This window comes from Micromonospora sp. WMMB235 (genome assembly GCF_001855515.1).
Classification (GTDB): Bacteria; Actinomycetota; Actinomycetes; order Mycobacteriales; family Micromonosporaceae; genus Micromonospora; species Micromonospora aurantiaca.
Window position 1 is genome coordinate 463529 of record NZ_MDRX01000001.1, and the last position, 24581, is coordinate 488109.

Consider the following 24581-nt stretch of genomic DNA (forward strand, 5'->3'; position numbering starts at 1 on the left):
GCATGCTCGATGATGGAGGTCCGGCGAGCGGGGAGGCGCGATGCGGATCGGGGAGCTGTCGGCGCGGACCGGGGTGAGCGCCCGGTCCATCCGGTACTACGAGCAGCAGGGCCTGCTCGCCGCCGTGCGCACCGCGAGCGGGCAGCGGGTCTTCGCCGAGTCGGCCGTGGACCGGGTCCGGCTCATCCAGCGGCTGTTCGACGCGGGGCTGAGCAGCCGCCGGATGGCCGAGCTGCTGCCCTGCGTGACCGATCCGGAGGTCCGTACCTCGTGGCTCACCGACCGGCTGCGCGAGGAGCGGACCCGGATGACAGCCGAGATGGCACGGCTCGCGAACGCCGTCGCGGTGCTCGACGACGTGGTGTCCGACATGACAGTGACCGAGGACACCCGGGATCCGGCCGCCTGAGCGCTTGCCCTTGACACCGGTGTCAACTCCTAGCGTCGGGTCATGAACGCGACCCTGGACACCGGATCGCCGGTGACGCCGCTGCTGGAACCCGTCACCGTCGCCGGGCTGCCGTTGCCGTCCCGCTTCGTGATGGCGCCGATGACCCGTAACCGCGCGCCGGGCGGCGTGCCGACGCCGGAGATGGCCGACTACTACCGGCGCCGCGCCGCGGCCGGCATCGGCCTGATCGTCACCGAGGGTGTGCTGGTCGATCATCCCAGCGCGGGGCACGAGGACACCGTGCCCCGGATGACCGCCGGCGCGGCCGAGGCCGGCTGGCGGGGCGTGGTCGAGGCAGTGCACGCCGCCGGCGGCCGGATCGCCGCGCAGCTGTGGCACCTGGGCAGCCTGCGCGAACCGGTCGACGGCCGTCCGGCGTGGACCCCCTCGGGGGTACGCGAGCCGGGCCGCCCCGCGCCGTACGCGATGACCGCGGCCGACGTGGACACCCTGCTCGCGGCGTACGCGAATGCAGCAGAGGTCGCGGTACGGGCCGGGTTCGACGCGATCGAGATCCACGCCGCGCACGGTTACCTGCTCGACGAGTTCCTGTGGCCGTACACGAACCGCCGGACCGACGCGTTCGGCGGCTCGCCGGAGCGGCGGGCGGCGTTCCCGGCGGCGGTGGTGCGCGCGGTCCGCGCGCAGGTCCCGGCGCGTCACCCGGTGATCGTGCGGTTCTCCCAGTTCAAGGAGCGGGCGTTCGACGCGCGGATCGCCGAGACCCCGGCCGAGCTGGCGCAGATCCTCGGCGCGTTCGCCGAGGCCGGCGCGGACGTGCTGCACGCCTCGCAGCGCCGCTTCTGGCAGCCGGCGTTCCCCGGCTCGCCGCTGAACCTGGCCGGCTGGGCGAAGCGTCTCACCGGCCTGCCGTCGATCACCGTCGGCTCGGTCGGGCTGCGGCGGGACTTCCTGCGCCCGGACGGCCCGGAGTCGGTGGCGGGCCTGGCCGCGCGGCTGGCGGACGGGGAGTTCGACCTGGTCGCGCTGGGCCGCGCGCTGCTGGGCAACCCGGCCTGGGTGACGCACGCCGCCGCCGGATGGCTGGGCGAGATCGTCGACTACCGCAAGGCGCACGAGGACGTGTACCCGTAGGACCGGGATGAGCCGAAGGGGTTGACGCCGGGGGATGTTATCGCTCACAGTCGATGGCAGGGCATGAGCGCCGCAAGGCTCACCGGGCGAGCCGCGCTGGTCGTACCTCGACACCACCGCCACCGGACGCGGGGTCGGGGAGTCGCACCACCACCATCGCGCAACCCCCCGGAAGAGGAATCCGCATGAGACGAAAGAGAGCCTTGCTGACCACCGGCATCCTGGCCGGCGCGCTCGCCGCCGGGATGGCGGTGGCGCTGGCGCCGGCCGCGAGCGCCGGCACCACGCTGCGCGCGGCGGCGGCCGAGAAGGGCCGCTACTTCGGCGCCGCCGTCGCCACCGGCAAGCTGTCCGACAACACGTACGCCACTGTGCTGAACCGCGAGTTCAACTCCGTGGTGGCCGAGAACGAGATGAAGTGGGACGCCACCGAGCCGCAGCAGGGGCGGTTCAGCTACACCGGCGGCGACCGGTTGGTCAGCCACGCCCGCGCGAACGGCATGTCGGTACGCGGGCACACGCTGCTCTGGCACGCCCAGCAGCCGTCGTGGGCACAGGGCCTGTCCGGCAGCGCGCTGCGCAACGCCGCGATCAACCACGTCACCCAGGTGGCCACCCACTTCCGGGGGCAGATCTACGCCTGGGACGTGGTGAACGAGGCGTTCGCCGACGGCGGCAGCGGCGGGCGCCGCGACTCGAACCTGCAGCGCACCGGCAACGACTGGATCGAGGCGGCGTTCCGGGCGGCCCGCGCCGCGGATCCGGGCGCGAAGCTCTGCTACAACGACTACAACACCGACGGCATCAACGCGAAGTCGACGGGCATCTACAACATGGTCCGCGACTTCAAGTCGCGCGGCGTGCCGATCGACTGCGTCGGCTTCCAGTCGCACCTGGGCACCACGATCCCCGGCGACTACCAGGCCAACCTCCAGCGCTTCGCCGACCTGGGCGTCGAGGTGCAGATCACCGAGCTGGACGTGATGACCGGCGGCAACCAGGCGAACATCTACGCCGCCGTGACCCGCGCCTGCCTGGCGGTGTCGCGCTGCACCGGCATCACGGTCTGGGGCGTGCGGGACTGCGACTCGTGGCGCGGCTCGGACAACGCGCTGCTGTTCGACTGCGCGGGCAACAAGAAGGCGGCGTACAACGCGGTGCTCGACGCGCTGAACGCCGGCGGCAACAATCCGCCGCCGACCACGACCCCGCCGCCGAACAACCCGACCACCCCGCCGCCGGGTCAGGGCGGGTGTTCGGCCTCGGTGTCGCTGAACTCCTGGACCGGTGGGTTCGTGGCGACGGTGAAGGTGACCGCGGGCTCGTCGGGCACCCGGGGATGGACCGTCACCATGACGTTGCCGGGCGGCGCGAGCATCACCAACACCTGGAGCGCCACCGCGAGCGGGAGCAGCGGCACGGTGCGATTCGCGAACGTGAGCTACAACGGCCAGCTCGGCGCCGGTCAGAGCACCGAGTTCGGGTTCCAGGGCAACGGCAGCGGATCGGGCATGACGCCCACCTGCTCCGCGACCTGAGCCGGGCCACCGCGGGGGCGGCGCGCCGTCGCCTCCGCGGTGTTCCGCTACGTCGTCCCGTCCGACCTGGACTGTCGTCTCTGTTACGAGAAAGAGACATGCGCATTTCGCGCGATTGGTTGACGGGGCAACTTGTGAGCGTTAACACTCCCCGTGAGGGTTACCTGTGTCACAGGGACCGCCACGACAGGGAGGACGCTCGTGCGCAGACGACTTCTGGCCGCACTCAGCGGTGCCGCGCTCGCGATCAGCCTGGCCGCCTGCAGCGGCGAGGGCGCGGGAGGCGGCGGAGACACCAGCTCGGCCAAGCCCGGCGACCTGACGATCGGCGTCTCGATGCCGACGCAGACCTCGGAACGGTGGATCGCCGACGGCAACTCGGTGAAGGAGAAGCTCCAGGCCAAGGGCTACAAGGTCGACCTCCAGTACGCCGGGGACGACATCCCGACCCAGTCGCAGCAGATCGACCAGATGATCACGCAGGGCGCGGACGTGCTGGTCATCGCCCCGATCGACGGCACCGCGCTCAGCGGCCAGCTCCAGGCCGCCGCGGCGGCGAAGATCCCGGTCATCTCCTACGACCGGCTCATCCGCAACAGCCCGAACGTCAGCTTCTACGTCAGCTTCGACAACTACAAGGTCGGCGTGGCGCAGGCCAACGCGCTCCTGGTCGGGCTCGGCCTGCTCACCAAGGACGGCGCCAAGGGCACCGCCACCGGCCCGTTCAACGTGGAGCTGTTCGCCGGCTCGCTCGACGACAACAACGCCGGGTTCTTCTTCAACGGCGCGATGGACACGCTGAAGCCGTACTTCGACGCCGGGACGCTGAAGGTCAAGTCCGGGCAGACCAAGATCGAGCAGGCCGCCATCCTGCGCTGGCAGCAGGAGACCGCGCAGAAGCGGATGGAGGACCTGCTCACCTCCAGCTACAACGACGGCAGCAAGGTCGACGGCGTGCTGTCGCCGTTCGACGGCCTGTCCCGCGGCATCATCACCGCGCTGCAGAACGCCGGCTACCGCGGCGGCGCCAAGAAGATGCCGGTGGTGACCGGCCAGGACGCCGAGGTCGCCTCGGTCAAGCTGATCAACGACGGCGTGCAGAGCTCGACCGTCTTCAAGGACACCCGGCTGCTGGCCGAGCAGGCGGTGATCGCCGCCGAGGCGTTCCTGCGCAAGGAGGAGCCGAAGGCCAACGAGACCAAGGCGTACAACAACGGCGTCAAGGTCGTGCCGGCGTTCCTGCTGCCGGTGCAGACCGTCTACAAGGAGGACATCAAGTCCGTCCTGATCGACTCCGGCTACCTGACCGAGCAGGAGGTCGCCGCGGGCCGGGCCGGCTGACCCGCGGCGACGGGCCCGGCGGCCGCCCGCGCCACCGGGCCCGTCCGCTCCGGACACCACGACCACGAGCAGGACGGATATCCATGAGCGATCACATCCTCGAGATGCGTGGCATCACGAAGACCTTCCCGGGCGTGACCGCGCTCCAGGACGTCTCGCTCGCCGTACGGCGTGGCGAGATCCACGCGATCTGCGGTGAGAACGGCGCCGGGAAGTCGACCCTGATGAAGGTGCTGTCCGGCGTCTACCCGGCGGGCAGCTACGACGGCCAGATCGTCTTCGACGGCGAGCCGGTCGGGTTCCGGGGGATCCAGGACAGCGAGGCCCGCGGCATCGTCATCATCCACCAGGAACTCGCGCTGGTGCCCTACCTGTCGATCGCCGAGAACATCTTCCTCGGCAACGAGCGCCGCGGCCGCGGCGGGCTCATCGACTGGCACCGGACCAACGCGGAGGCCGCGGCGCTGCTGCGGTCGGTCGGGCTGCACGAGAACCCGGTCACCCCGGTCATCCAGCTCGGTGTTGGCAAGCAGCAGCTCGTGGAGATCGCCAAGGCGCTGTCCAAGAAGGTACGGCTGCTGATCCTCGACGAGCCCACAGCGGCACTCAACGACGTCGACTCCGCGCACCTGCTGGACCTGATGCGCCGGCTGCGCGACCAGGGCATCACCTGCATCATGATCTCGCACAAGCTCGGCGAGATCACCGCCGTCGCCGACTCGACCACAGTCATCCGCGACGGCCGTACCGTCGAGACGCTGGACATGTCCGACGGCGCCGTCACCCAGGACCGGATCATCCGCGGCATGGTCGGCCGCGACCTGGCCGCCTTCTACCCGACCCGCAGCGTGACCCCCGGCGACGAGGTGCTGCGCATCGAGGACTGGTCGGTGCGCCACCCGACGCAGGACCGCCTGGTCGTCGACCGGGCCTCGCTGCACGTGCGGGCCGGGGAGGTCGTCGGCATCGCCGGCCTGATGGGCGCCGGGCGCACCGAGCTGGCGATGAGCGTGTTCGGCCGGGCGTACGGCCGGGACATCAGGGGCCGGCTGTTCGTCAAGGGCCGCGAGGTACGGGCGCGCACTGTCGCCGAGGCCATCGCCAACGGCATCGCGTACGCCACCGAGGACCGCAAGCACTACGGCCTCAACCTGATCGACGACGTGCGGGGCAACGTCTCGGCCGCCGCGCTCGACAAGCTGGCCCGGCACGGCTGGATCGACGGCAACCGCGAGATCCAGGTCGCCGAGCGGGGCCGGCGCGACATGAACATCAAGGCGCCGACCGTGATGTCGGTGGTGGGCAAGCTCTCCGGCGGCAACCAGCAGAAGGTCGTGCTGGCGAAGTGGCTGTTCACCGACCCGGACGTGCTGATCCTCGACGAACCGACCCGGGGCATCGACGTCGGCGCGAAGTTCGAGATCTACACGATCGTCAACCGGCTGGTGGCCGACGGCAAGGCCGTCGTGCTCATCTCCTCCGAACTGCCCGAGCTGCTCGGCATGTGCGACCGCATCTACACCCTGGCGGCCGGCCGCATCACCGGGGAGATGCCGGTGGCCGAGGCCACCCAGGAGAACCTGATGGAACTCATGACCAAGGACAGGGATCTCGTCCGATGACCAGCACGAAGCCTCCCCCCGCCACGAAGATCGCCGCGCCGGACACCGGCGCGGCGGCGACCCTGCACACCGGCACCAGCGATCCGCGCGCGCTGATCCTGGGCAACCTGCGGCAGAGCGGCATCTACATCGCCCTGGTGGTGATCGTGGCGCTGTTCGCGGTCCTCACCGACGGCGTCTCGCTGAGCCCCGGCAACCTGACGAACATCGTCCTCCAGTACTCCTACATCCTGGTGCTCGCGATCGGCATGGTCATCGTGATCATCGGCGGCCACATCGACCTGTCCGTGGGATCGGTGGTGGCGCTCACCGGAGCGGTCTCTGCGGTGCTCGTCATCCGCGAGGGCATGCCCTGGTGGGCCGGCGTCCTGGCCGCGCTCGCGGTGGGCGTCGCGGTCGGTGCGTGGCACGGGCTCTGGGTCGCGTACGCCGGCATCCCGGCGTTCATCGTCACCCTGGCCGGCATGCTGTTGTTCCGGGGTCTGACGCTGCGCGTGCTGGACAACATCTCGCTGTCGCCGTTCCCGGAGGAGTACCAGCGGGTCGCCGCCGGGTTCCTCAACGGTCTGCTGGGCGGCCAGGGCTACGACGCCTTCACGCTGTTCATCGGCGCCTTCGCCGTGGTCGGGTATGCGGTGAGCGTGTTCCGGACCCGGGTCGCCCGGGTGCGCCACGAGCAGCCGGTGGAGTCGTTCCCGCTGTTCGTGCTGCGGATCGTGGTGGTCGGCGCCGTGGTCATGTGGTTCGCCTGGCAGCTCGCCCACGCCCGGGGCCTGCCGATCGTGCTGATCGTGCTCGCCGTGCTCGTGCTCGTCTACGGCCTGCTCACCCGCCGTACGGTGTTCGGCCGCCAGGTGTACGCCATCGGCGGCAACCTGCCCGCGGCGATGCTGTCCGGCGTACGGGTGAAGCGGGTCAACTTCTGGATCTTCGTCAACATGGGCTTCCTGTCCGCCGTGGCGGGCGTGATCTACTCGTCCCGGTCCAACGGGGCCCAGCCGGCGGCGGGCAACATGTTCGAGCTGGACGCGATCGCGGCGGCGTTCATCGGCGGCGCGGCCGTCACCGGCGGCGTCGGCACGGTGGTCGGCGCCATGGTGGGTGGCCTGATCATGGCGGTGATGAGCAACGGGATGCAGCTCATGGGCGTCGACCAGTCCGTCCAGTCGGTGGTCAAGGGCCTGGTGCTGCTCGTCGCGGTGGCGTTCGACATCTGGAACAAGCGCCGGGCCGCCGGCGCCCGGTGACGGCCGGCCGGACGCTCGCCCCTTCGTCCGGCCGACCGCCGTTCACCGGCCGTAGCCGCTCACGCCCGGCTCCACCGTTGGTTGGCGTTGCCGTGGCAGGTCCAGACGATCACCCGGGTGCCGTTGGCGGTGCCCGCGTTGTCGACGTCCAGGCACAGCGACGGGAAGCGCCCGTTGCTCACCGTGCCGTTGCCGTTGATGGTCCACTGCTGGTTGGTGCCGCCGTTGCAGTCCCAGATCTGCACCCGGGTGCCGGCCGTCGCGTTCGTCGGCACGTCCAGGCACTTGCCGAGCACCTGCAACGCCTGGCCGTTGGCGGTGAACTGCTGGTTGGCGTTGTTGTGGCAGTCCCAGATCAGCGTCCCGGTGCCGTTCGCGGTGCCGGCGTTGTCCACGTCGAGGCACCGGCCGGACGACTCGCTGCGCAGCCGGAACGTGGTCGGGACCGGCGGCGGCGTGGTGGTGCCGCCTCCGCTGACCCGGTAGACGACGGTGCCGTGCGCGGGCACGCTGGCGGAGATCGTGCCGGTGCTGGTGGAGGTGGCGTCGGTCCATGCGTCGCGCAGCGTGAAGGAGTTGCCGCTCTTGCCCACCGCCGCCGCGGTGGTGGAGACGGTGGTGGTCGAGCCGCCCTGGTTGAACAGGGCGACCGCCACGTCGCCGTTGGCCAGCGGCTTGGCCAGCACCCGCCGGGTGCCGTCGAAGGAGACCTGGGCCGCCTGACGGCCGAGCGTGTCCTGGTTGATCGCGACCAGGTTCGCGTTGCGCAGGATCGCCAGCGTGGCCGCGTTCGCCGACCGTACGTCGTTGCCCATCATCAGCGGCGCGGCGAGGACCGCCCAGAGCGCGAAGTGGCTGCGCATCTCGGTGTCGTTCATGCCCCCTCGGCCGACCTCGAGCATGTCCGGGTCGTTGAACCCGCCGGGCGCGGCGTACCCGGCCAGGGGCACCGTGACGTCGACGATGTTCTGGATGCCCATCGGGTAGCCGTTGGTCTGGCCGGTGTTCCACGCGTTGGTGATGTCCTCGGTGGTCCGCCAGAGGTTCGCCACGTCGCTCCAGTTGCGCTGCGGCCCGGTCTTGGCGTGGTAGCTGTTGGGGTTGATGCTGTAGACGATCGGCCGGCCGGTGGAGGCCAGCGCGTCGCGCATGATGCCGAACCGCGCCACCTGGTCGTTGATGGTGCCGGTGGACGAGCACCAGTCGTACTTCAGGTAGTCCACGCCCCAGGCGGCGAACTGCCGCGCGTCCTGGTACTCGTGGTTGAGGCTGCCGGTGGCGCCGGGGAACGCGCCGCCGACCTGGGCGCAGGTCTTGTCCAGCGGCACCTGGTAGATGCCGAACAGCAGGCCCCGGGCGTGCAGGTAGTCACCGAGCGACTTCATCCCGCTGGGGAACCGCTGCGGGTGGGCCTGGAGGTTGCCCTGCGAGTCCCGGTTCGGGTCGAACCAGCAGTCGTCCACGACGACGTACTTGTACCCGAGGTCGCGCAGGCCGTTGCTGACGATCGCGTCGGCGGTCTGGCGGATGAGGGTCTCGTTGATGTTGCAGCCGAAGGTGTTCCAGGTGTTCCACCCCATCGGCGGGGTGCGGGCGACGCCGTTGTCCAGCGCCCGGGCGGGACGCGGGGCCACGGCCTGGTCGGTGACTGTCGCGGCGAGCGCCACCGCCGCGACGCCCAGGACGGCGAGCGTCCGTCGGGTCCATCTGCGCACTGATCCTCCTCGGTCGCCGGGCGCCGGCCGTGCCGGCGTCCGGTTGGGAGCGGCCCGCCGATCGCGCGGCGTCGCCCGGGGTGCGCGGGGACGTACGCGGCACGGCAGTGGAGAGGGGCCGGCCGGTCACCGGCGGGCGCTCGTGGGTGGTGGGTCCGGCGGTCGACGGGGTCGCCGTCCGCGTCGCCGCCCGGCTGCGGCGCCGGGGTTTCCCGGACGGCGGCGCCACGAAGCAGGGATGGCGAGAATGTTATCGCTGACATCAAACCCTGTAAATAGCGAGACGGTCCGCCCGGCCCACGTCGGCGACCGTTCGCGCGGGTGTCGGGGCCGGGAAAAGTGCCGCTGAGGGGCGCTCTGTGACCTCGAGAGGCCCTCTCCGCGGGCCGGAGCCCGCAGCGCCGATCGCGGCGGTTCGACGATCCACGAAGGCATTGATTGTTGTCGCTAACAAGGCGCTCGCCGGGACTCGGCGGCCGGACCGGAAGCGCGTCCGTGTGGATCTCCTCCGGGTGCGGCCCCGCCGGTCCGTGCCGCCCGGCCGCGGTGGTCCGGCGAGGGCGGTTCCTCGTTACGTAGCTGTTGCCCGGAGGTGTCTTGACGGATGTATATGTGAGCGCTAACACTAACTCCGTGACACGGCGGAGGTGCAAATGAGCGAAGTGGACGCGTCCGACCGGTACGTGATCGGTGTCGACTTCGGCACGCTGTCCGGGCGGGCGCTCGTGGTCCGCGTCCGGGACGGCGCCGAACTCGGTACGGCGGTGCACGAGTACCGGCGCGGGGTCATCGAGACCGCGCTTCCCGACGGCGGCCCGGCGCTGCCCCCGGACTGGGCCCTCCAGGATCCGGACGACTACCGCGACGTGCTGCGCCACGCGGTGCCGGCCGCGCTCGCCGAAGCCGGCGTGGACCCGTCCCGGGTGGTGGGCATCGGCACCGACTTCACCGCCTGCACCGTGCTCCCGACGCTCGCCGACGGCACACCGCTGTGCGAGATCCCGCAACTGCGCGACCGCCCGCACGCCTGGGTGAAGCTCTGGAAGCACCACGCCGCGCAGCCGCACGCCGACCGGATCAACGCGCTGGCGGAAGAACGCGGCGAACCGTGGCTCGGCCGCTACGGCGGCAAGATCTCCGCGGAGTGGCAGTTCGCCAAGGGCCTGCAGATCCTGGAGGAGGACCCGGAGGTCTACCGGCGCGCCGAGCGCTTCGTCGAGGCCGCCGACTGGATCGTCTGGCAGCTGTGCGGCGCCGAGACCCGCAACGTCTGCACGGCCGGCTACAAGGGCATCCGGCAGGACGGCCGCTACCCGTCGCCGGACTACCTGGCCGCGCTCGACCCCGGATTCGCCGACTTCGTGACCAAGCTGGACGGTCCGCTGCTGCCGCTGGGCGCGCGGGCCGGCACGCTCAGCGCCCGCGCCGCGGCCTGGACCGGACTGCCCGAGGGCATCGCGGTCGCGGCGGGCAACGTCGACGCCCACGTCACCGCCGCGTCGGCCCAGGCGCTGCGGCCCGGCCGGCTGGTCGCCATCATGGGCACCTCCACCTGCCACGTCCTCAACGGCACCCACCCGGCCGAGGTGCCGGGCATGTGCGGCGTGGTCGACGGCGGGATCAGCCCCGGCGCCTGGGGTTTCGAGGCCGGGCAGAGCGGGGTGGGGGACATCTTCGGCTGGTTCGTCCGCCACGCCGCCCCGGCGGGGTTCGACTCGCACGAGCGGCTCACCGAGGCCGCCGCCGCCCAGCCGGTCGGCGCGCACGGGCTGGTGGCGCTGGACTGGTGGAACGGCAACCGGTCCCTGCTGGTCAACCACGACCTCAGCGGGATGATCATCGGGCTGACGCTGGCCACCCGGCCGCCGGACGTCTACCGGGCGCTGCTGGAGGCGACCGCGTACGGCACCCGGATGATCGTCGAGGCGTTCGGGCAGGCCGGGGTGCCGGTCGACGACCTGGTGGTGGCCGGTGGTCTCACCTCCAACCGGCTGCTCATGCAGATCTACGCCGACGTCACGAACCGGCCACTGAGCATCATCGGCTCCGCCCAGGGCCCGGCGCTCGGCTCGGCCATCCACGCGGCTGTCGCCGCCGGGGCGTACCCGACGATCCACGAGGCGTCCGCCGCGATGGGGCGCATCGACGAGGCCGTCTACCGGCCCGTACCGGAGAACGTGCGGGCCTACGACGCCCTCTACGCCGAGTACCGCGCGTTGCACGACCACTTCGGCCGCGGCGCGAACGACGTCATGCTCCGCCTGCGGGCGATCCGCAACGCGGCGGTCGACGCCGCCGCGGACCGCGCCGCCGCGACCCTGGAGGTGGTCGGATGAACAGCCAGGTCGACGCGCTACGCGAGACGGTGGCGCGCCTGCACCGCGAACTGACCCGCTACGACCTGGTGGCCTGGACCGCCGGGAACGTGTCGGCCCGCGTACCCGGTCAGGACCTGATGGTCATCAAGCCCAGCGGCGTCGACTACGACGACCTGACCGCGGCGGCCATGGTGGTCTGCGACCTCAACGGCGCCGTGGTCGACGGCGACGGCGCCCCGTCCAGCGACACCGCCGCGCACGCCTACGTCTACCGCGCGATGCCCGAGGTCGGCGGCGTCGTGCACACGCACAGCGGGTACGCCACCGCCTGGGCGGCCCGCGGCGAGGCGATCCCGTGCTGGCTGACCGCGCAGGCCGACGAGTTCGGCGGGGAGATCCCGATCGGGCCGTTCGCGCTGATCGGCGGCGACGACATCGGCAAGGGCATCGTCAGCACGCTGTCCGGGCACCGCTCACCCGCGGTGCTCATGCGCAACCACGGCGTCTTCACCATCGGCCGCGACGCCCGGGCGGCGGTCAAGGCCGCGGTGATGTGCGAGGACGTGGCCCGCACCGCACACCTGGCCCGCGCGCTCGGCCGGCCGGTGCCGATCGCGCCGGCCGACATCGACTCGCTCTACGACCGCTACCAGAACGTGTACGGCCAACGCCCGTCGGCGCACTGACCCCGGACCGCGCCGCGCACCCCCCACCACCACATCCGGGCCGCTCCGGTTTCCGCCGGTCGCGCGCCCGGAACATCCAACCCCCGGAGGAGAATCGATGAGAAGCAGGAGCACGGCACGCACTGTCATCGCGGCGTTCGCCGGCGTGCTGCTCGCCGCCAGCATGGCCGCGTGCGGCAACAGCGACACCGGCGGCGGTTCCGGCGACGGCAACGACAAGATCGTCCTGGGCTTCTCCCAGGTGGGCGCCGAGAGTGGCTGGCGCACCGCCAACACCACCTCGATCAAGGAGGCGGCGGCCGAGGCGGGCATCGAGCTGAAGTTCGACGACGCCCAGCAGAAGCAGGAGAACCAGATCAAGGCGATCCGCAACTTCATCCAGCAGAAGGTCGACGTGATCGCCTTCTCGCCGGTGGTGGAGTCCGGCTGGGACACCGTGCTCAAGGAGGCCAAGGACGCCAAGATCCCGGTGATCCTGACCGACCGCGCCGTCGACTCGGCCGACAAGTCGCTCTACAAGACGTTCCTCGGCTCGGACTTCGTCAAGGAGGGCCGCCTCGCGGGCGAGTGGCTGGTGGAGCAGAAGAAGGCGGCGTCCGGCCCGGTCAACATCGTCGAGCTGCAGGGCACGACCGGCTCGGCGCCGGCCAACGACCGGAAGAAGGGCTTCGCCGAGGCGATCGCCGCCAACCCGAACCTGAAGATCGTCGCCTCGCAGACCGGTGACTTCACCCGCGCCGGCGGCAAGCAGGTGATGGAGCAGTTCCTCAAGGCCAACCCGAAGATCGACGTGCTCTTCGCGCACAACGACGACATGGGCCTGGGCGCGCTCGAGGCGATCACCGCGGCGGGCAAGGAGCCCGGCAAGGACATCACCATCATCACCGTCGACGCGGTGAAGGACGGCATGCAGGCCCTCGCGGACGGCAAGTTCAACTTCATCGCCGAGTGCAGCCCGCTGCTCGGCCCGCAGCTGATGGACCTGGTCAAGAAGGTCAAGGCCGGCGAGGAGGTGCCCGCCCGGATCGAGACCGAGGAGACCACGTTCACCCAGGAGCAGGCCAAGGAGGCACTGCCCAACCGCAAGTACTGAGTCACCCGGGGGTCGCCGTCGCAACCGACGGCGGCCCCCGTACCACCACCGTCGAAGAAGAGGTCCGATGGGATGACGGGTAACCGTCCGGTCCTGACCATGACCGGCATCAGCAAGACCTTCCCCGGGGTCCGCGCGCTGCACGACGTCGACTTCCGGCTGTTCCCGGGCGAGGTCCACGCCCTGATGGGCGAGAACGGCGCCGGCAAGTCCACCCTGATCAAGGTGTTGACCGGCGTCTACGGGACCGACGCGGGCGTCGTCACGCTCGACGGCGAGCAGGTCTCGTTCACCGGTCCGATGCAGGCCGCCGCGGCCGGTGTCAGCACCGTCTACCAGGAGGTCAACCTCTGCACCAACCTGTCGGTGGCGGAGAACGTCTTCATCGGCCGGGAGCCCCGCCGGCTCGGCGCGGTGCGCTGGGGCGAGATGCGCCGCCGGGCCCGCGACCTGCTGGCCCGGCTCGATCTCGACCTCGACGTCTCCGCGCCGCTCGGCTCGTACTCGCTCGCGGTGCAGCAGATGGTCGCCATCGCCCGCGCGATCGACGTGCAGGCCCGGGTGCTGATCCTGGACGAGCCGACCTCCAGTCTGGACGCCGGCGAGGTGGCGCAGCTGTTCCGGATCATGCGGCAGCTGCGTGACGAGGGGATCGCGATCCTGTTCGTCACCCACTTCCTCGACCAGGTCTACGGCATCGCCGACCGGATCACGGTGCTGCGCAACGGCACGCTCGTGGGGGAGTACCGCACCGAGGAGCTGCCGCAGTTCAGCCTGGTCGAGAAGATGATCGGCCAGGAGCTGGACGTGCTGGAGCGGCTCGACGAGCAGCAGAAGCGCGCCACAGTCGACGCCGGTGGCGAGGCCCCGCTCGTGGACGCCGCCGAACTGGGCCGGCGTGGCGCTGTCGCCCCGTTCAGCCTCCGCATCCACGCCGGTGAGGTGGTCGGCCTGGCCGGCCTGCTCGGCTCCGGCCGGACCGAGGTGGCGCGGCTGATCTTCGGCGCCGACCGGGCCGACCACGGCCAGGTACGGCTCGACGGCGGCCGGGCGCCCGTGCGCAACCCGATGCAGGCCATCGGCCAGGGCGTCGGGTTCTGCTCGGAGAACCGCCGGGCCGAGGGCATCGTCCCGGAGCTGACGGTACGGGAGAACATGATCCTGGCGATGCAGGCCGCGCGCGGCTGGCTGCGTCCGATCCCGCGACGCCGCCAGGACGAACTGGTCCGCAGGTACGTGGAGGCGCTGAGCATCCGCCCGGCCAACCCGGAACTGCCGGTTCGCAACCTGTCCGGCGGCAACCAGCAGAAGGTGCTGCTGGCCCGCTGGCTGATCACCGAGCCGCGCCTGCTGATCCTGGACGAGCCGACCCGCGGCATCGACGTCGGTGCCAAGGCCGAGATCCAGAAGCTGGTGGTGCAGCTCTCCGACGGCGGCATGGCGGTGCTGTTCATCTCCGCCGAGCTGGAGGAGGTGCTGCGCCTGAGCCACCGGGTCGCGGTCATGCGCGACCGGGAGATGGTCGCCCAGCTCGACAACGACGACACGCTCGACGCCGACCGCGTCATGCGCACCATCGCCAGTGGAACGCCCCGGGAGGAGGTGACCCCATGACCGCCGTCGCCGACCGCCTCCGCCCGCTGACCGGCCACCGCCTGTTCTGGCCGGCGCTCGTGCTCGTGGTCATGATCGCCGCGAACACCGTCTACCGTCCCGGTTTCCTCGCCGTCGAGGTCAAGAACGGCCACCTGTACGGCACGCCGATCGACATCCTCCGGCTGAGCGCGCCGCTGATCCTGGTCGCGCTCGGGATGACGCTCGTCATCGCCACCGGCGGCATCGACCTGTCGGTCGGTTCGCTCTGCGCGATCAGCGGCGCGATCGCCTGCCTGCACATCAGCGGGGCGGCCGACCAGAACAGCCCGGCCACGGTGGCCACCGCGCTGGCCCTGGCCTTCGGCGCCGCGCTCGTGCTCGGCGCCTGGAACGGGATACTCGTGGCGGTCATCGGCATCCAGCCGATCATCGCCACGCTGATCCTCATGGTGGCCGGGCGGGGCATCGCCCAGCTGGTCACCGAGGGCCAGATCATCACGATCAACTCCGGTCCGTACCGGGCGATCGGGCTCGGGCACTTCCTGACGCTGCCGCTGGCCATCCTGATCGCGCTCGCCGCCGCGCTGCTCGTGGCCGCGTTCACCCGCCGCACGGCGCTCGGGCTGATCGTCGAGTCGGTCGGCGGCAACGCCGAGGCCAGCCGGCTCGCCGGCATCCGGTCGCGGCGCATCGTCTTCCTCGTCTACGTGATCAGCGCCGTCTGCGCCGCGCTCGCCGGTTTCATGGTCACCGCGAACGTCTCCAGCGCCGACGGCAACGCCGCCGGCCTGTGGATCGAACTCGACGCGATCCTGGCGGTCGTCATCGGCGGCACCTCACTGGCCGGCGGCCGGTTCTCCCTCGGCGGCACCGTCCTCGGCGCGCTGATCATCCAGACCCTGACCACCACCGTGTACGCCATGAACATCTCGCCGCAGACGTCGCTGCTGTTCAAGGCGGTCGTCGTCATCGCCGTCTGCCTCGTCCAGGCCCCGGCGTTCCGGGCCCGGCTGCGCCGGCGACGGCGCGGGACCGAACCCGGCCCGGCGGCACCGCAGCGGGAGAAGGAGCAGGTGCCGGCATGAGCAGCACGTCGTTGACCACCGGCCGGTCCTGGCGGCCCAGCCTGCCCCGCCGGCACGTCCCGGTGCTGGCCACGCTCGCCCTGCTGCTGGTCATGTACGGCATCGGCGTGTCCCAGTACCGCGCCTTCTCCAACGTCCAGGTCGTCTTCAACGTCTTCATCGACAACGGCTTCCTGCTCGTCGTCGCGGTCGGCATGACGTTCGTGATCCTCACCGGCGGCATCGACCTGTCCGTCGGCTCGGTGGTGGCGATGACCGCGATGGTGTCGGCCGCGCTGCTGCGCGACGGCCTGCCCGCGGCCCTGGTGCTGGTGATCGCGCTGCTGATCGGCCCGACGCTCGGTTTCCTGATGGGCTGCGCGATCCACTTCTTCGAGATCCAGCCGTTCATCGTGACACTCGCCGGGATGTTCTTCGCCCGGGGCATGTGCACGTTCATCAGCGACGCCTCCATCTCCATCACCGACGGTTTCTGGACCTCGATGTCGCAGCAGCGCATCGGCGACCCGGCTGGCAACTTCGTGTCGATCAGCGTGCTGATCGCGTTCGCGGTGGTGCTGATCGCGGCGTACGTGCTGGCGTACACCCGGTTCGGCCGCAACGTGTACGCGGTCGGCGGCAACGCGCAGTCGGCGCTGCTGATGGGCCTGCCGGTGGCGCGGACCCGGATCGCCGTCTACACGATCAGCGGGCTCTGCTCGGCGATCGGCGGCATCCTGCTGTCGTTCTACACGCTGTCCGGCGCGCCGCTGATCGCCGTCGGGATGGAGCTGGACGTGATCGCCGCCGTGGTGATCGGCGGCACCGTGCTCACCGGCGGTTCCGGGTACGTCTTCGGCACCGTGCTCGGCGTGCTGGTGCTGGGCGTGATCCAGACGCTGATCACGTTCGACGGCAGCCTCAACTCCTGGTGGACCAAGATCGTGATCGGTGGCCTGCTGTTCGCGTTCATCCTCCTCCAGCGCCTCATCGGCATCCGGTTCAAGTGACGGTTCCTAGCGCGGAAGGCAACAACATGGCAACTCACCCCCAGCCCGAGGTCTGGTTCCTCACCGGCAGCCAGGGCCTCTACGGCGAGGACACCCTGCGGCAGGTCGCCGAGCAGTCCCGGCAGATCGCCGCGCGCCTGGACGAGTCGCCGGACATCCCCGTACGCGTGGTCTGGAAGCCGGTCCTCACCTCCAGCGCGGACATCCTCGCCGCCTGCCGGGACGCGGCCGCGCAGGGCGCGGTCGGGGTGATCGCATGGATGCACACGTTCTCCCCGGCCAAGATGTGGATCTCCGGGCTGGACGCGCTGCGCACGCCGCTGCTGCACCTGCACACGCAGGCCAACGTGGCGCTGCCGTGGGACGACATCGACATGGACTTCATGAACCTCAACCAGGCCGCGCACGGCGACCGGGAGTTCGGGTTCATCCAGACCCGGCTCGGGGTGGCGCGCAAGACCGTCGCCGGGCACGTCACCGACCCCCGGGTCGTCGGGCGGGTCGCGGCCTGGGCCCGCGCCGCGATCGGCTGGTCGGCGGTGCGGACGCTGCGGCTGGCCCGCTTCGGCGACAACATGCGCGACGTCGCGGTCACCGAGGGGGACAAGGTCGAGGCGGAGCTGCGCTTCGGCGTCTCGGTCAACACCTACGGCGTCAACGACCTGGTCGCCGCCGTCGACCAGGTGCCCGACGCGCAGGTCGACGACCTGGTCAAGGAGTACGACGACACCTTCCGCGTCGCGTCCGAGCTGCGGCCCGGCGGGGACCGGCACGACTCGCTGCGGTACGCGGCGCGCCAGGAGCTGGGCCTGCGTGCCTTCCTCGACGCCGGCGGCTTCCGGGCGTTCACCACGAACTTCGAGGACCTCGGCGGACTGCGCCAGCTCCCCGGGATCGCGGTGCAGCGCCTGATGGCCGACGGCTACGGCTTCGGCGGCGAGGGGGACTGGAAGACCTCGGTGCTGGTGCACACGCTCAAGGCGATGGCCGTCGGCGTGCCGGGCGGCACCTCGTTCATGGAGGACTACACCTACGACCTGACGTTCGGTCAGGAGCTGATCCTCGGCGCGCACATGCTGGAGGTGTGCCCGAGCATCGCCGCCGACGTACCCAGCGCGGAGGTGCACCCGCTGAGCATCGGCGGGCGGGAGGACCCGGTACGCCTGGTCTTCGACGCCGCGCCCGGCCCGGCGGTCGTGCTGGGCATGGTGGACATGGGGGAGCGGTTCCGGCTGGTCGCCAACGCGGTGGACGTGGTGCCGCCGCCGCACCCGCTGCGCCGGCTGCCGGTGGCGCGCGCGGTGTGGCGTCCGCAGCCCGACCTGGCCGGCTCGGCGGAGGCGTGGATCACCGCGGGCGGGCCGCACCACACCGTCCTCTCCCAGGCCGTCGGCATGGAGGAGCTGCGCGACCTGGCCGCGATGGCCCGGACCGAGCTGGTGGTCATCGACGCCGAGACGCGCCCCCACCGCTTCGCGGACGAGCTGCGCTGGAACCAGGCGTACTACCGGCTCGCCCGGGGTTTCTGAGCCGCCACGGGCCGCCTCGGGCCGCCCGTGCGGCGGGGTCCGTGTTACGCCTTGACGAACGGCATGTTATCGCTCACAGTCGATGGATAGGGTCACCGGCACCGCTCGCGGGCCGTTCCGGGCGCGATCTGCGCCGCAGTTGCCAGGGATCCGACTCCCGCCTGGGTGGGCATCGCTGTTAGCGATAACGCTGCCGTCGTCGGCGCGTACTGCCGTGCCCGGGCTCCGGTCGACGAAGGAGGATCGTGGTGACGGCTCGACTGTCCCGTGGACGTGGACGCCTGTCCCGGTTGCTGGCCGGGGTGGTGGCACTGCTTGTCGGCGGCGTGGTGGTGGGCGCCGTGCCCGCGCCGGTATCGGCTGCCACAGTGGACACCAGCGCCTACTACGTGCTGGTGAACCGCAACAGCGGCAAGGCGCTGGACCTGTACAACCAGGCGACGAACGACGGGGCGCGGATCACCCAGTGGACGCGCAACGACGGCGCCTGGCAGCAGTGGCAGTTCGTGGACTCCGGCGGTGGCTACTACCGGCTGCGGTCCCGGCACTCCGGCAAGGTGCTGGACGTGACCGGCGCGTCCACAGCCAACGGCGCGGCGGTGGTGCAGTGGACGGACCACGGCGGCACCAACCAGCAGTTCCGGCTGGCCGACTCCGACAGCGGGTACGTCCGGCTGATCAACCGGAACTCGAACAAGGTGATGGAGGTGCAGAACGCCTCCACCGCCGACGGCGGCAACATCGTCCAGTACGACGACTGGAACGGCGCGAACCAGCAGTGGCAGCTCGTCCGCGTCGGCGACAACCCCGGCAACCCGGGCAACCCGGGCGGCAGCTTCACCAACCCGGCCGTCTGGCAGGACTTCGCCGACGTCGACATCATCCGGGTGGGCGACGTCTACTACATGTCCGCCTCCACCATGCACTACTCGCCCGGCGCGCCGGTGCTGCGTTCCTGGGACCTGGTGAACTGGGAGTTCGCCGGGCACTCGGTGCCGCGGCTGGAGTTCGGCACCAAGTACGACCTGAGCGCCAGCGAGCAGGCGTACGTGGACGGCATCTGGGCGTCGACGCTGAACTACCGGCCGAGCAACCGCACGTTCTACTGGGCCGGGTGCATCGACTTCGCGCAGACCCACATCTACACCGCCACCGCCGTGGACGGCGCGTGGAACCGCCTGACCACCATCCCCAACTGCTACTACGACGCCGGCATGCTGATCGACGACAACGACACCATGTACGTCGCGTACGGCAACGGCACGATCAGCGTGGCCCAGCTCTCCGCCGACGGGCGCAGCCAGGTCCGGGCCCAGCAGGTCTACCAGACGCCGTCGAGCATCGGCACGCTGGAGGGCGCGCGCTTCTACAAGCGCAACGGCGCGTACTACATCTGGCTGACCCGGCCGGCCAACGGCCAGTACGTGCTGAAGTCCACGAACGGCCCGTTCGGCCCGTACGAGCAGCGGCAGGTCCTGCTCAACCTGCCCGGCCCGATCTCCGGTGGCGGCGTGCCGCACCAGGGTGGGCTGGTGCAGACGCAGACGGGCGCCTGGTACTACATGGCGTTCACCGACGCGTACCCGGGCGGCCGGATGCCGACGCTGGCGCCGATCAGCTGGACCTCCGACGGCTGGCCGCAGGTGCAGACCGTCAACGGCGCCTGGGGCGCGAGCTACCCCAACCCGCTGCCGACCCGCCCGGTCAAGCCGCTCACCGGCACCGACACGTTCTCCGGCACCACGCTCGGCGTGCAGTACGAGTGGAACCACAACCCGGACAACAGCAGATGGTCGGTGAACAACGGCCTGCGGTTGCAGACCGCCACCGTCACGAACGACCTGTACCGGGCACGCAACACGCTCACCCACCGCATCCAGGGTCCGACCTCGACCGGCACGATCGAGCTGGACTACTCGACCATGCGCGACGGTGACCGGGCCGGCCTGGCGATGCTGCGGGACAGCTCGGCCTGGATCGGCGTACGGCGGGACAACGGCGCCACCCGCGTGGTGATGACGAACGGCCTGACCATGGGCTCGAACTGGAACACCACGAGCACCGGGACGGAGATCGCCAGTGCGGCGGTGTCCGGTGGGCGGATCTGGCTGCGGGCGAACGCCGACATCCGGCCCGGCTCGGGCCGGCAGGCGCGGTTCTCCTACAGCACCGACGGGGTGAACTTCGTGTCGCTCGGTAACGCGCTGACGCTCAACAACGCGTGGCAGTTCTTCATGGGCTACCGGTTCGGCTTCTTCAACTACGCCACCCAATCCCTCGGCGGCGCGGTGACGGTGCGGCAGTTCTCCCTGACGACACCGTGACAACGGTCACCATTCGCGGCCGTTGACACATCTTCGACAACCCGGGGTGCGGCTCCGGCAATCGCCGGAAATGCCGCACCCCGGGCGCAATTCCACCCGCTCCGAGCTGCCTGTTCGTGCCACTGCGTAACGGAAGGGAATGAGCCGCCTGTCGATTCCCCGATATCGCCGCGCCACGGCGGGAACGGGCGATCAACGGTGCCGATACCGATGGGACCGCTGGCGTAGACTGTCGCCACCCGGGACGGTCCGGTCGAGATCGACCGGGTGTGGCCGCGGGCAGTGGCGAAAGTGAGGTGGCCGTGCGCGGTCCTGCGATGACGGACGTGGCCCGCCTCGCCGGGGTGTCGCACCAGACGGTCTCCCGGGTTCTCAACGGGCATCCCAACGTGCGTGAGCAGACCCGGTTACGGGTGCAGGCCGCCATCACCGAACTCGGCTACCGGCCCAACCGCGCGGCCCGCGCGCTGGTGACCGGCCGGTCCCAGGTGATCGGCGTGGTCGCGCAGAACACCACGCTCTACGGCCCGGCGTCGCTGCTCGCGGCGCTGGAGCAGACCGCCGCCGAGGCCGGCTTCGCGGTGAGCGTCGGCAGCGTCCGCGACCTCGACCACCGCTCCATCTCGGCCGCCGTGGAACGGCACCTGGCACACCGGGTCGCCGGCATCGTGGTGATCGCGCCGGTCGAGTCCGCCGGGGAGGCGCTGGAACGGCTGCCCCAGGACGTACCGCTGGTGACTGTCGACGGCGACCCGCGGCGACCGATCCCGCTGGTCACAGTCGACCAGGTCGCCGGCGCCCGGGCCGCCACCGAGCACCTCCTCGCCGCCGGGCATCGCACGGTGTGGCACGTGTCCGGGCCGTCGGACTGGTTCGACAGCGCCGGCCGCATCGAGGGGTGGCGCGAGGCGCTGCGGCAGGCGGGAGCCGAGATCCCGCCGCTGGTCCCGGCCGACTGGTCGGCGGCGGCGGGCTACCGGTGTGGGCAGATGCTGGCCCGGATGCCGGAGGTCACCGCCGTCTTCACCGCCAACGACCATCTGGCGCTGGGCGTGCTGCGGGCGCTGCACGAGCACGGCCGCCGGGTTCCCGACGACATCAGCGTGGTCGGGTTCGACGACGTGCCCGAGGCGGCGTACTTCATCCCGCCGCTGACCACCGTCCGGCCGGACTTCGGCGCTGTCGCCGCGGCGAGTCTGGACCTGCTCCTGGCCCAGATCGAGTCGCAGACCGTCGGGCCGCTGCGGCAGACGATCGCGCCGACGCTGGTGCCGCGCCGCAGCGTCGGCCCGCCGCCCGCCCGCTGAGGCGGTAGCGGCCCGCCTGCCCGTGGCCGACCCCCGCCGTGCGAGGTCCGGTCGTCAGTGGTCCGTTCGGCGAGCGCGCGCCCGGCGTGCGACCAGCAGCACGATTCCGGTGATCACGAGCAGACCGGCGACCGCCCCACCCGCCAGCAGCGCGACCGGCGGGCCGTCGTCGCCGGACCGCGCGCCCGAGGCATCCGGCTCGTCCGCGCCGTACACGCCAGCCGACGCGGCAACCGCCGTCGGCGTGGGAGCCGCCGATGCGGGAGCCGACGGTGCGGGCGCCGCCGGGTCGGCCACTGTGAAGCGGTACGAACCCTGGACCGGGTGGCCGTCGCGGGAGACCACCCGGTACGCGACGGTGTAGGTGCCGTTGCCCAGCGGCTCGTCGATCGTCACCGTGCCGGTGGCGCCGTCCACCGCCGGTGCGGAGGTGGGCACCGTGCGCTGGGCCGCGTCGCTGACCGTGATGGTGGTGAAGGAGGGGTTCAGCCCCTGCAGGAACCGCAGCGTGACCTGCGTGGGCGCGGCGGTGAGCCGGGCGTCGCGCGCTGGGGTGGCCTCCTGGAGCGAGTTGTGGGCCGCCGCGGGCGTGGCCGGGACCAGCAGCAGCGCGGTGAGGGCCGCGGCGAGCAGCGCGGTGACGGAACGGGTACGCATGACGCGCCTTCCTGTGGTGGTCAGCCGAGCAGTTGCGAGCCGATCCAGCCGCCCTCGGGGCAGCCGGGCGGTACGGCGAACACGGCGGAGCCGATCGGGGTGGTCCACTCGTTGAGCAGGTCGCGCTCGGCGAGCCGGCGCTGGACGGGCAGGAACTGCCGGGCGATGTCGGCCTGGTACGAGGCGAAGACGAGCCCGCTGTCCGCGGTCCCCTCCGGGGTCGGCACGCCGTCGTAGTTGTACGGCCGGCGCAGGATCTTCTGCCGGTCGTCGGTGACGCGGGCGCGGGTCAGGTGCGAAAAGTCGGGGATCACGGTGAGCCCGTCCGGGCCGAGCGCGGCGAAGTCCGGCTCGTCGTGTTCGGCCCGGCCGGTCAGCGGCGCGCCGGTGTCGATGCGCCGCCCCACGGCGAGTTCCCGGTCGGCGCGGCCCAGCAGGTCCCAGGTCTCCAGGTTCATGCTGATCCGCCGCACCACGAGCGTGGTCGAGTCCCGCAACCAGTCCGGTCCGTCGGTCACCCACACCGCGGTGTCCGCGGGCGTGCCGGGCTTCGGGTTGGCGGTGCCGTCGAGCTGCCCGAACAGGTTGCGCTGGGTACGCCCCGGCTCGGCGCCGGCCGCCCGGCGGAAGCCCTGCTGCACCCAGCGGACGACGGCGAAGGGACGGCTGTCCTTGACCAGGACCCGCTGGGCGTGGGCGACGGTGAGCGGGTCGTCGGCGCAGATCTGGAGCAGCACGTCCCCGCCGGACCAGCGGGGTTGCAGCCGGTCGATGCCGAACGCGGGCAGCTCGGCCACCGAGGCGGGCCGCCGGCCGTCGAGCCCGGCGGCGGCGTAGAGCCCGGGACCGAAGCCGAACGTGACGGTCAGCCGGGCCGGCAGGACGCTCAGTTCCGGCTCGGTGTCGGCCAGCGCCGGGCGGCCCTGGGTGAGCCGGGCCGCGTCGTCGGAGAGCAGCCGCAGCATCCGCCCGAGCGCCGCCCGGTCGGTGCCGGGGCGCAGCGTGAACGCGACGAACGCCGCGTGCGCCTGCGGGTCGGTGGTGACCCCGGACTGCCGGGCGCCGTGGAACGGCTCGACCGCGCTGCCGACCTGGGCCACCGGGACGGCGTCGCCGGGGCGTACCCCGGGAGGGCCGGAACGGACGGCGGTGAGGGCGCCGGCGCCGGCCAGCGCGCCCCCGGCGGCCATCGCGCCTCCGGTGAGCAGGCCGCGCCGGCTCACCCGCCTGCCGGTCATGACGCCGGGCTCGGGCCGTGGCCGGGCGCGTAGCTCTCCTGGGCGCCGGTGAACGGCTTCGCCACGGCGGTGAACGTCTGGGTCCGGCCGTCGGCGAAGGTGAGCGTGATGTCGAGCTGGTCGCCGGGGCGCACCGGGCGGGTCAGGTCCATCAGCATCAGGTGGTCGCCGCCGGGTTCCAGGGCGGCCTGGGAGCGGGCGGCGACCACGACGCCGCCCTGCTTCTGCCGCATCGCCATCTTCCCGTCGGTCATGGCCATCTCGTGGATCTCGGCCCGGGACACGTCGGTGGTCACGCCGGTGATCGTGACGTCGGTGTCGCCGTCGTTGGCGAGCGTGGCGAACGCGGCGGTCATGCCCTTGTCGGCGGCCTTCACCCACGGGTCGCGGACGGTGAGCACGCCCGCCGCCGCGCTCGCCGACGCCGAGGCGGACGCCGACGTGGCGGCGGACGGCGTGCCGGAGGATCCGCAGGCGGTGACCGACGCGGCGAGCACGGCGGCGCCGATCAGGGCCGCCGGGCGCAGGAACCGGCGGCTGGTGGTGCTGGGCATGACGTAGTCCCCTCGAAGATCCGGTGTTCGTACCGTTTGTCGGCGCGGTACGCCGGATAGTTCCGGCCGGGGCGGTCGGGCATGTCACACCCCGGGCGGCGGGCCGTCACGGACCCGGGATCGGCGGTGCGCCCGGAAGGCATAATGGTTCCGGGTGTCACGTGGCGCGCCGGGCGCGGCCGCGGCCGGACGAGGG

The 24581-nt window shown here is 71.5% G+C and carries 19 protein-coding genes; 15 read left to right on the top strand and 4 right to left on the bottom strand.

All coding sequences use genetic code 11. The features are described from left to right. Positions 1–40 precede the first annotated feature (40 nt). The 6 genes from BFV98_RS01780 to mmsB all read left to right on the top strand — a co-directional run bounded on the left by BFV98_RS01780 (position 41) and on the right by mmsB (position 7294). A complete protein-coding gene (locus tag BFV98_RS01780; RefSeq protein ID WP_071094581.1) occupies positions 41–409 on the top strand; it encodes a MerR family transcriptional regulator in 369 nt (122 codons plus the stop codon). A 42-nt stretch (positions 410–451) separates the two neighbouring features. Continuing rightward, positions 452–1546 (top strand): 12-oxophytodienoate reductase, encoded by a 1095-nt coding sequence (locus tag BFV98_RS01785; RefSeq protein WP_071094583.1) that lies wholly within the window; start codon positions 452–454, stop codon positions 1544–1546. Positions 1547–1731: 185 nt separating this feature from the next. Continuing rightward, positions 1732–3084: an endo-1,4-beta-xylanase gene (locus BFV98_RS01790; RefSeq protein WP_013286834.1), complete on the top strand. Its 1353-nt coding sequence runs from the start codon at positions 1732–1734 to the stop codon at positions 3082–3084. Between the two features lie 201 nt (positions 3085–3285). Beyond that, positions 3286–4425, top strand: a complete 1140-nt coding sequence (gene chvE / locus BFV98_RS01795; RefSeq protein WP_071094585.1) for a multiple monosaccharide ABC transporter substrate-binding protein — start codon at positions 3286–3288, stop codon at positions 4423–4425. A gap of 83 nt (positions 4426–4508) precedes the next feature. Next, positions 4509–6047, top strand: a complete 1539-nt coding sequence (mmsA, locus tag BFV98_RS01800; RefSeq protein WP_047890368.1) for a multiple monosaccharide ABC transporter ATP-binding protein — start codon at positions 4509–4511, stop codon at positions 6045–6047. Then, on the top strand, positions 6044–7294 hold the full coding sequence (gene mmsB / locus BFV98_RS01805) for a multiple monosaccharide ABC transporter permease (RefSeq protein ID WP_013286831.1): 1251 nt from the start codon (positions 6044–6046) through the stop codon (positions 7292–7294). Before mmsA ends, mmsB begins: the two co-directional genes overlap by 4 nt. Before the next feature lie 59 nt (positions 7295–7353). Here the strand turns inward: mmsB and BFV98_RS01810 are convergent, their stop codons facing one another. After that, entirely contained in the window at positions 7354–9009 is a 1656-nt protein-coding gene (locus BFV98_RS01810) for a glycoside hydrolase family 27 protein (RefSeq protein ID WP_013286830.1), read from the bottom strand. Positions 9010–9662: 653 nt separating this feature from the next. On the opposite strand from BFV98_RS01810, the gene araB reads away from it, so the two are divergent. The 9 genes from araB (at position 9663) to BFV98_RS01855 (ending at position 21936) form a co-directional block, all read left to right on the top strand. Next, complete coding sequence (araB, locus tag BFV98_RS01815) at positions 9663–11345, top strand: ribulokinase (protein WP_030268479.1); 1683 nt, start codon at positions 9663–9665, stop codon at positions 11343–11345. Further along, positions 11342–12013, top strand: coding sequence for an L-ribulose-5-phosphate 4-epimerase (locus tag BFV98_RS01820; RefSeq protein ID WP_013286828.1), 672 nt, complete (start codon positions 11342–11344; stop codon positions 12011–12013). Before araB ends, BFV98_RS01820 begins: the two co-directional genes overlap by 4 nt. A gap of 97 nt (positions 12014–12110) precedes the next feature. Then, a complete protein-coding gene (locus BFV98_RS01825; RefSeq protein WP_013286827.1) occupies positions 12111–13106 on the top strand; it encodes an ABC transporter substrate-binding protein in 996 nt (331 codons plus the stop codon). A gap of 72 nt (positions 13107–13178) precedes the next feature. Next, positions 13179–14720: a sugar ABC transporter ATP-binding protein gene (locus BFV98_RS01830; RefSeq protein WP_013286826.1), complete on the top strand. Its 1542-nt coding sequence runs from the start codon at positions 13179–13181 to the stop codon at positions 14718–14720. Further along, positions 14717–15787 (top strand): ABC transporter permease, encoded by a 1071-nt coding sequence (locus tag BFV98_RS01835; protein WP_013286825.1) that lies wholly within the window; start codon positions 14717–14719, stop codon positions 15785–15787. Before BFV98_RS01830 ends, BFV98_RS01835 begins: the two co-directional genes overlap by 4 nt. Then, entirely contained in the window at positions 15784–16776 is a 993-nt protein-coding gene (gene yjfF, locus BFV98_RS01840) for a galactofuranose ABC transporter, permease protein YjfF (RefSeq protein WP_013286824.1), read from the top strand. Before BFV98_RS01835 ends, yjfF begins: the two co-directional genes overlap by 4 nt. 26 nt (positions 16777–16802) lie before the next feature. Then, positions 16803–18305, top strand: coding sequence for an L-arabinose isomerase (gene araA, locus BFV98_RS01845; RefSeq protein WP_013286823.1), 1503 nt, complete (start codon positions 16803–16805; stop codon positions 18303–18305). A gap of 248 nt (positions 18306–18553) precedes the next feature. Next, entirely contained in the window at positions 18554–20629 is a 2076-nt protein-coding gene (locus BFV98_RS01850; RefSeq protein WP_071094586.1) for an RICIN domain-containing protein, read from the top strand. A 317-nt stretch (positions 20630–20946) separates the two neighbouring features. Continuing rightward, a complete protein-coding gene (locus BFV98_RS01855; RefSeq protein WP_030268480.1) occupies positions 20947–21936 on the top strand; it encodes a LacI family DNA-binding transcriptional regulator in 990 nt (329 codons plus the stop codon). Positions 21937–21990: 54 nt separating this feature from the next. On the opposite strand, the gene BFV98_RS01860 is transcribed toward BFV98_RS01855, so the two are convergent. From BFV98_RS01860 to BFV98_RS01870, 3 genes are read right to left on the bottom strand one after another with little or no spacing between them, the layout of a single operon-like run. Beyond that, on the bottom strand, positions 21991–22593 hold the full coding sequence (locus tag BFV98_RS01860; RefSeq protein ID WP_071094587.1) for a copper resistance CopC family protein: 603 nt from the start codon (positions 22591–22593) through the stop codon (positions 21991–21993). A 20-nt stretch (positions 22594–22613) separates the two neighbouring features. Further along, positions 22614–23831, bottom strand: a complete 1218-nt coding sequence (locus BFV98_RS01865) for a Dyp-type peroxidase (RefSeq protein WP_071094589.1) — start codon at positions 23829–23831, stop codon at positions 22614–22616. After that, positions 23828–24385 carry a copper chaperone PCu(A)C gene (locus BFV98_RS01870; protein ID WP_030268483.1) on the bottom strand — a complete coding sequence of 186 codons (558 nt, stop codon included), beginning with the start codon at positions 24383–24385 and terminating at the stop codon, positions 23828–23830. Before BFV98_RS01870 ends, BFV98_RS01865 begins: the two co-directional genes overlap by 4 nt. Positions 24386–24581 lie beyond the last annotated feature (196 nt).

Bases quoted from the DNA above. Each gene is read 5' to 3' on its own strand.
- BFV98_RS01780 (WP_071094581.1), top strand. From the start codon at position 41: ATGCGGATCGGGGAGCTGTCGGCGCGGACCGGGGTGAGCGCCCGGTCC.
- BFV98_RS01785 (WP_071094583.1), top strand. From the start codon at position 452: ATGAACGCGACCCTGGACACCGGATCGCCGGTGACGCCGCTGCTGGAA.
- BFV98_RS01790 (WP_013286834.1), top strand. From the start codon at position 1,732: ATGAGACGAAAGAGAGCCTTGCTGACCACCGGCATCCTGGCCGGCGCG.
- mmsA (WP_047890368.1), top strand. From the start codon at position 4,509: ATGAGCGATCACATCCTCGAGATGCGTGGCATCACGAAGACCTTCCCG.
- mmsB (WP_013286831.1), top strand. From the start codon at position 6,044: ATGACCAGCACGAAGCCTCCCCCCGCCACGAAGATCGCCGCGCCGGAC.
- araB (WP_030268479.1), top strand. From the start codon at position 9,663: ATGAGCGAAGTGGACGCGTCCGACCGGTACGTGATCGGTGTCGACTTC.
- BFV98_RS01820 (WP_013286828.1), top strand. From the start codon at position 11,342: ATGAACAGCCAGGTCGACGCGCTACGCGAGACGGTGGCGCGCCTGCAC.
- BFV98_RS01825 (WP_013286827.1), top strand. From the start codon at position 12,111: ATGAGAAGCAGGAGCACGGCACGCACTGTCATCGCGGCGTTCGCCGGC.
- BFV98_RS01830 (WP_013286826.1), top strand. From the start codon at position 13,179: ATGACGGGTAACCGTCCGGTCCTGACCATGACCGGCATCAGCAAGACC.
- BFV98_RS01835 (WP_013286825.1), top strand. From the start codon at position 14,717: ATGACCGCCGTCGCCGACCGCCTCCGCCCGCTGACCGGCCACCGCCTG.
- yjfF (WP_013286824.1), top strand. From the start codon at position 15,784: ATGAGCAGCACGTCGTTGACCACCGGCCGGTCCTGGCGGCCCAGCCTG.
- araA (WP_013286823.1), top strand. From the start codon at position 16,803: ATGGCAACTCACCCCCAGCCCGAGGTCTGGTTCCTCACCGGCAGCCAG.
- BFV98_RS01855 (WP_030268480.1), top strand. From the start codon at position 20,947: ATGACGGACGTGGCCCGCCTCGCCGGGGTGTCGCACCAGACGGTCTCC.
- BFV98_RS01860 (WP_071094587.1), bottom strand. From the start codon at position 22,593: ATGCGTACCCGTTCCGTCACCGCGCTGCTCGCCGCGGCCCTCACCGCG.
- BFV98_RS01865 (WP_071094589.1), bottom strand. From the start codon at position 23,831: ATGACCGGCAGGCGGGTGAGCCGGCGCGGCCTGCTCACCGGAGGCGCG.
- BFV98_RS01870 (WP_030268483.1), bottom strand. From the start codon at position 24,385: ATGCCCAGCACCACCAGCCGCCGGTTCCTGCGCCCGGCGGCCCTGATC.